Source organism: Brevibacterium sp. AGC70, assembly GCF_057334195.1.
Map to the genome: position 1 here is coordinate 96,997 of NZ_JBHFIH010000014.1, position 7,072 is coordinate 104,068.

6 protein-coding genes are annotated in these 7,072 nt (G+C 63.7%); 4 read left to right on the forward strand and 2 right to left on the reverse strand.

Going from position 1 to position 7,072, the window contains the following annotated elements; genetic code table 11:
- Positions 1 to 26: 26 nt before the first annotated feature.
- Positions 27 to 659 carry a ferritin-like fold-containing protein gene (locus ACE03M_RS10575; protein ID WP_143921393.1) on the reverse strand — a complete coding sequence of 211 codons (633 nt, stop codon included), beginning with the start codon at positions 657 to 659 and terminating at the stop codon, positions 27 to 29.
- A 61-nt stretch (positions 660 to 720) separates the two neighbouring features.
- On the opposite strand from ACE03M_RS10575, the gene ACE03M_RS10580 reads away from it, so the two are divergent.
- Both ACE03M_RS10580 and ACE03M_RS10585 read left to right on the forward strand, forming a co-directional pair.
- Positions 721 to 2,190: a DEAD/DEAH box helicase gene (locus ACE03M_RS10580; protein ID WP_143921392.1), complete on the forward strand. Its 1,470-nt coding sequence runs from the start codon at positions 721 to 723 to the stop codon at positions 2,188 to 2,190.
- Positions 2,191 to 2,325: 135 nt separating this feature from the next.
- Positions 2,326 to 3,432: an acyltransferase gene (locus ACE03M_RS10585; protein ID WP_260847997.1), complete on the forward strand. Its 1,107-nt coding sequence runs from the start codon at positions 2,326 to 2,328 to the stop codon at positions 3,430 to 3,432.
- Positions 3,433 to 3,469: 37 nt separating this feature from the next.
- Here ACE03M_RS10585 and ACE03M_RS10590 read toward each other — a convergent pair whose 3' ends face one another.
- Positions 3,470 to 4,327 carry a PHP domain-containing protein gene (locus ACE03M_RS10590; RefSeq protein ID WP_143921390.1) on the reverse strand — a complete coding sequence of 286 codons (858 nt, stop codon included), beginning with the start codon at positions 4,325 to 4,327 and terminating at the stop codon, positions 3,470 to 3,472.
- A 79-nt stretch (positions 4,328 to 4,406) separates the two neighbouring features.
- Here ACE03M_RS10590 and ACE03M_RS10595 point away from each other — a divergent pair, with 79 nt between their 5' ends.
- Positions 4,407 to 5,921, forward strand: coding sequence for an aminopeptidase P family protein (locus ACE03M_RS10595; RefSeq protein WP_485933919.1), 1,515 nt, complete (start codon positions 4,407 to 4,409; stop codon positions 5,919 to 5,921).
- The gene (locus tag ACE03M_RS10600; protein ID WP_143921388.1) at positions 5,918 to 6,994 is read left to right on the forward strand and encodes a P1 family peptidase; all 1,077 of its coding nucleotides are present in this window, start codon (positions 5,918 to 5,920) and stop codon (positions 6,992 to 6,994) included. Before ACE03M_RS10595 ends, ACE03M_RS10600 begins: the two co-directional genes overlap by 4 nt.
- Positions 6,995 to 7,072 lie beyond the last annotated feature (78 nt).

Sequence of the window (7,072 nt, forward strand, 5' to 3'; positions counted from 1 at the left end):
TATTCACGGACCCGAATCAAGGAGCTTCAGGCCACCAACCCCAGGGCTGACATCCGCTTCGAATGGTTGGCCGTCACTGCCGGAATCGATGCCACCACCAACTCCTCATCGATGCCCAGAAAAGAGTCGGTGAGAAGGTTGCGTGCGCGCCCCAATGTTTCGGCCACGAGCTTGCGGCCCCACAGCGCCAGACGCGAAGCCAGCTGGGTGTCGGCGGCGACGTCGGCGGTCAGGCGATTGCGCACATATTCGGTCGCACGTGTATCATCGAGAATTGTAATTGCCAGGCTGTATCCGGGCTCGCTGAGCTCCTCCACGGCCGTGCGGTAGAAGTCATTCATGATTCCGTCGAAGACGAATCCCTTCATGAGACTTTCGTGCCAGTCACGAGGACGAGTCCGTTCAGCCAGCACGGTGAAGGTCGGCTCGAAATGCTGACAGAGCTCGACCGCATCCTGGCCCAATCGACTGATGTGCTGCGAGAGCTCTTCGAAGTTCGCAAAGGACAGAGAGGCCAGCCGCGCCAGAGTGACTTTATCGTCCATGTGCACCGCGGTGGTCGCGTTGGTGGCCATTCGTTCGAAAGCGGTCAACTCGCCGAACGCCAGCAGCGCGAGCGTAGCAGCATTATTACCGGCCAATGGGGCAGAATCGGGCATAACTCAAGAGTACCGGTTCACGACCATGACGAGCGCGAAGGCGCTAAAAGGAGTTTGAAACATGGCGGAGACAGAACCAGATTTCGCTGAGCTTGGAGTTGCTGGACCGATCGTGGCCGCATTGGCTGCCAAGGGCATCACACATCCGTTCCCGATCCAGGCGATGACGCTGCCGGTGGCCCTGTCCGGAGCCGACATCATCGGACAGGCAAAGACTGGAACCGGCAAGACGCTGGGCTTCGGCATACCCCTCCTGCAGCGTGTCATCGGCAAGAATGAAGACGGCGCTGTCTCGGCAGACCCGGAGAACACGCCGGACATCGTGTCTGACAGCACCGAGACACGCCTCCCCCAGGCTCTGGTCGTCGTGCCCACCCGTGAGCTGGCCAAACAGGTCGCTGCCGACCTGGTGACCGCCTCGACACAGCGTGACATCGACATCATGACGATCTACGGCGGCATGGACTTCGACCCGCAGATCAAGAAGCTCAAGTCAGGTGTCGATGTTGTCGTCGGCACACCCGGTCGCCTCCTCGACCTCTATGGACGCAAGGTCCTTCGGCTGCATAAGGTCCGCACGGTCGTCCTCGACGAGGCCGATGAGATGCTCGATCTCGGGTTCCTGCCCGATGTCGAGAAGATCATCAACGCTGTGCCCGCGCACCGTCAGACGATGCTCTTCTCAGCCACTATGCCCGGCGCGGTCATCACCCTGGCCCGCCGCTACATGAGCCGGCCCACCCATATTCGCGCCCACGACAACGAAGATCTGTCGCTGTTGGGCAAGAACACGGCTCAGTACGTCTATCGTGCCCACTCGATGGACAAGAGCGAACTCGTCGCCCGCATGTTGCAGGCCGAGGGACGTGGACGCACCATCATCTTCACTCGCACCAAACGGACCGCGGACAAACTCGCCGCTGAGCTCGGCGACCGTGGCTTCGCGGTCAAACCGCTGCACGGCGATCTCGGTCAGGCACAGCGTGAGAAGGCCCTGAAGTCGTTCCGCGACGGTCAGGTCGACGTCCTCGTCGCCACCGATGTCGCTGCGCGCGGAATCGACATCGACGATGTCACCCACGTCGTGAACTACCAGTGCCCAGACGACGAGAAGACCTACGTCCACCGCATCGGCCGCACCGGCCGCGCCGGCAACACCGGCATCGCAGTGACCCTTGTCGACTGGGACGACATGCCTCGCTGGCGACTGATCAACAAGGCCCTCGGACTCGACCATGACGAGCCGGCCGAGACCTACTCGACGTCACCGCACTTCTTCGCCGATCTCTCCATTCCGAAAGGGACAAAGGGGCGTCTGCGCCGACAGCAGACCGAAGGCGCCGAGGACCACTCTGGACCGAAGAAGCCCGAACAGCGCCGAGGCAGCTCCTCTGGCCGCAGCGGACCCTCCACGGGTGACGAAGGAACGAAGAAGCCACGACGCAACCGCGAACGTCGACGTACCCGTGGCGGCAAGCCTGTGGGACGCACTTCGAGTGCCCCCAGCGACAGCCAGCCCTCCGCGGAATAGGCAGCAAGCCCCCAACGGGCGCAACCGAACGAGCGGCTCTGACCACTAAGGTCGGGGCCGTTCGTTCATCTTGCGTTCAATTCGTGCCCAGACAATGGCGGAGCCCATGTCGTCTAGCATGAACGAGAGTGAGTTTTGTTCGGTTCACACCGACCGGACGCGGAGTCCGTCGCAGCAGCACCACGGGATGGAATTCGTCCCCAGATACAGACTCAGGAATTCCCTCTCGCCTCCCGGGGCCACCGACATGACGTCGACGTCATGCGCGTCTTGGCTGGACTGACCGTGATGATCGGCCACTCCGGAGGAGTCCTCATCGGACGCGGTCAGGACGCAGACAGCAATCACGCCTGGCTGTTGGGCCACCTCGCCGAGGCGGTCAATCCGTGGGCGGTCCCGATGTTCTTCATGATCGCCGGCTGGGCAACCCTCGTGGGTGCGCCTCCGAAGTCAGGGGCGAAGGTGTGGGACCGCATCATCCGTCACTTCGTGCCGCTGTTCGCATGGTCGATCATCTTCATCCTCGGCTTCAATCTCTTCGACAGCGACGGTGTCGACGTCCGCCACGATCTGGTCCGAACCTTCCTCGAGGCCGGCCGGCCGGCGTTCCATCTCTGGTACCTCTACGCCTATATCCCGCTCATCCTCGTGTTCGGAACCCTCGTGCTGTTCTGGCGCGGACAGCGGCCGTGGAAGCTCGCGGGTCTGGCAGTCGTGCTGGCCTGTTCGAGCGTGTGGGCGCCGTTCGTGCTCGAGCAGCTCGGTTCCAGCCAGGACGCGTGGAAATGGGGCTTTGCAACCTACCAGGTGGTGTACTTCTGCATGGGTGCATTCTTCATCCACTATGCGAAGGATCTGCGTCCGCCGATGTGGACGCTGATACTCGCCTTCGGAGCCTGCGCAGCCGGAGTCTTCTGGTGGGAATCGGACTTCGCGTATCCGATCGCCAATGCGAATCCGCTCATCGTCGGACTGGCGGTCAGCGTCATCCTCATCATCTCCCGCATCGAACTGGGCGAACGCACGAACCGTTTCTTCACCAAACTGGCATCGGCCTCATTCGGCGCATTTCTCGTTCATGTGTTCTTCCTCGAACTGTTCTTCGAGCACCTCTTCGTCATCGAAGCCTCGCCTCTGCTGCTGGTCGCGCAGTATGTGGGATACCTCGGACTGACCGCGGTCCTGTCCTACGCGCTCAGCCTGACATGGGGAAAGCTGCGACTGCGCAGGATCCTCGGTTGAAATCGGTGAGCAGCCGTCGGAACCCAGCGGCTGCGTCTCAGCCCTGGATGAAGTCGACTCCCCCGGGACGGGAGTTCGCACGATCGAGGAGCTTGGCGAACATATAGTCCGTGGTCGTGTGCTCGCCCAGGCGGTTGGGCTTTCCGGTGCCGTGGTAGTCACTCGATCCAGTGATGATGAGGTCGTGGTCGTGGGCGAGCCTGCGCATGACCTCACGTTCGTTCGGCGGGTTGTCACGATGATCGACTTCTAGTCCGTCGAGACCGGCCGCAATGAATTCGGTCATCGCCGTATCGGGTACGACCAGGCCGCGCATTGCGGCACGCGGGTGGGCGAAGACGGAGACTCCCCCAGCGTCGCGAATCAGTGATATGGCCGTGATGGGGTCGATCGTCGGCAGGCTGACATGGTATTTGCCGTGGCTGGACAGGATCGAGGCGAAGGCTTCGGTCCGCGATTCGACGAGTCCTGCAGCCACCAGAGCGTCAGCGATGTGGGGTCGACCGATGGTCGCATCTTCGCCGGAGACGGAGAGGACCGCATCCATGTCGATGGGATAGTCCTCCGCGAGGCGGTCGATGATCAGGTGTGTACGGTCCATACGTGCACGTCGAGTCTCCTCGACGACTGCTGCCAAGTCGGTGTCGTAGGGGTCGTGGAGATAGGACAGCAGGTGCACGCTGATTCCCTCATGCCGACATGAGATCTCCATTCCCCGAACCAGACCAAGACCGTAGACCCTGGCGGCAGCCTCCGCTGGCGCCCACCCTGCGGTCGTGTCATGGTCCGTGACGCCGAGTACGTCGATGCCTTCCATCGCCGCTTCGGATATGAGTTCGGACGGGGTTTGAGTCCCGTCCGAGAATGCAGTGTGCACATGGAGATCATTGACCATGCACCCAGTCTATCCGCAGTCGCGCGGGATACTGGTCCTCGTCCCGGCATGGTCTCCAGGCAGTGCCTAGAATGGAAGCATGACAGCCCAGAATGCAGACAGCACCGAGAAGACCCAGGCCCTTGACGATCGCGTCAACAACCGTTCCCACCGCCCCAATTCGCAGGCTTTCCGCGATTTCGTCGCCGAGGGGTGGGACCGTACACCGCTTGACGCCCAGGCTCTCGCCGCAGCCGGATTCACTCCCGCCCGACGAGCGAAGGTCTCCGCAGCCTTTCCCGGTGAGCGACTGGTCATCCCAGCCGGTGGCCACAAGGTCCGGTCCAACGACACCGACTACCGGTTCCGTGCCCATTCGGCATTCATCCATCTGACCGGTCTTGAAGCCGACTCAGAGCCGGATGCCGTCCTCGTCTTCGAACCCGAGGACGACACCCACAGCGTGACCCTGTACTTCCGTCCCCGCGCAGGTTCGGACACCGTCGAGTTCTTCTCCGATTCCCGGTACGGCGAGTATTGGGTCGGACCCCGCGCCGATCTCGAGGCGATGTCGACGATGACGGGCATCGCCACCGAGAGCTCAGCAACGGTCGACGACGCGATCACGAAAGACCTCGGTGCGATCTCCGTGAGACTCGTCCGCCAGGCCGATGTCCGCATCGACTCGGTCATCGACGTCGCCCGCACTCAGGTGCAGGCCGATCTCGAGACTTCGGTGGCCGGCGATGCCGAACTGGCCCAGCTGCTGTCCGAGCTGCGGCTCCTCAAGGACGAGCACGAGGTCGAGGCCATGCGTGAAGCCGTCGCCATCACCCGCTCGGGCTTCGACAACGTCATTGCCGCTCTGCCGACCGCTCTCGCTCATCGTCGCGGCGAACGCGTCATCGAGACGGCCTTCGAAACGGCTGCACGATCCGATGGCAACGGCATCGGCTATGACACGATTGCGGCCGCCGGCAACCATGCCTGCACCCTGCACTGGATCCGCAATGACGGTGCGGTCCGGGACGGGGACCTTGTCCTCGTCGATGCCGGGGCAGAGGCCGATTCCCTCTACACAGCAGACATCACTCGCACGCTCCCTGTCTCAGGAACCTTCACCGAGGTCCAGGCCAAGATCTACGACGCCGTCCTCGACGCCTCGGACGCTGCCTTCACCGTCGCCGCTGACCACGTCAACCGCGAGGTGAAGTTCCGCGAGATCCACGAAGCGGCGATGGAGGTCATCGCGGTCCGCCTCGAGGAATTCGGCATCTTGCCGGTCTCCGCGGCACAGTCGCTGTCGCCGGAGGGCCAGCATCACCGCCGTTGGATGGTCCACGGAACCAGCCACCACCTCGGACTCGACGTCCACGACTGTGCCCAGGCTCGCGCCGAGATGTATCTCGATGCCGCGGTGGAACCCGGCATGGTCTTCACGATCGAACCGGGCCTGTACTTCAAAACCGATGACCTGCTCCTGCCCGAGGAATTCCGCGGCAACGGTGTGCGCATCGAGGACGACGTCCTCGTCACTGCTGACGGTGTCGAGAACCTGTCCGCAGGCTTCCCGCGCACCCGCGCAGAGGTCGAGGCCTGGGTTCAGGGACGATGACCACAGGCCCGATCCGGGGTCGGGGAATTCTGGAGATCCCGGGAATCGCTGTGGGCCACGCCGGTCGGTTCGCCCCGGATGGGCTGACCGGGGTGACTGCCGTCCTGCCTCCACCGGGTGCCAGGGTGGGCGTCGACGTCCGCGGCGGCGGCCCGGCCACCCATGAGACCGACGTCATCGCTCCCGGCACTCATTCCTACGGCGCCGATGCGATCGTGATCACCGGTGGCTCGGCCCTGGGTCTGCAGTCGGTGAGCGGTGTCGTTCGCACGCTCGCCGAAGCGGGACGCGGATTCCCTGCCCCCGGCCTGACGGATACCGTCGTTCCACTCGTCCCTGCTGCCGCGATCTACGACCTCGGGCGAGGTGATGGGCCCGTGTGTCCGCCCACGGATTCCGACGGGGCGACCGCGGCCCGTGCGGCCCTTCGATCTACCCACGATGGGGCAGGATCCACCGCAGTCAGGGGCAGCCTCGGCGCGGGTCTCGGTGCTCGTTCGGGGATGCAGAGCATGCGCAGCTCTCTGGGATCCGTCTCGATCCGTCTGCCCAGCGGATACCTCGTTGCCGCGCTTGTGGTGGCTAACCCCTTCGGTACGATCGGGACGCCCGGTGGCACACTGTGGGCGCACCCTCTCCTGCACTCCTATGGGTTCGATCTGCCGAGCATCGGGCATCTGCCCGCACCTCCCACATCCACGGTGGATGCCACCTCGGCGAAGAACACAACCATCGCCATCGTGGCCACGAACGCGGCGTTGGATCCTGCCCAAGTCACACGGATGGCCGCTGGTGCCCAGGCCGGAATCGCCCGCGCGATCCGGCCCTCGCACACGCTCTTCGACGGCGATACAGTCTTCGGCATCGCCACCGGTGAAGTTGGACTTCCTGATGACTTCGCCGCCTCGACACTTGACCAGGTGACGATCACGGCAGCTGCCGCGGATGCCCTGAGCCTGGCGGTCATCGATGCTCACGTCGCCGCTGCGTCAGTGGATGACTCATGGGGCCAGCCGCCGACGCTCAGCCATGTCGCCCCCGAATTTGCAGCGGCCTTCTCCGCACTGCCCTGAGCAGAGCACAGCTGCGGCTCGGACAGCCGGAAGCAGGCAGAAACTGGGGCGGGGGGGGGGGGGGGGGGGGGGGGGGGG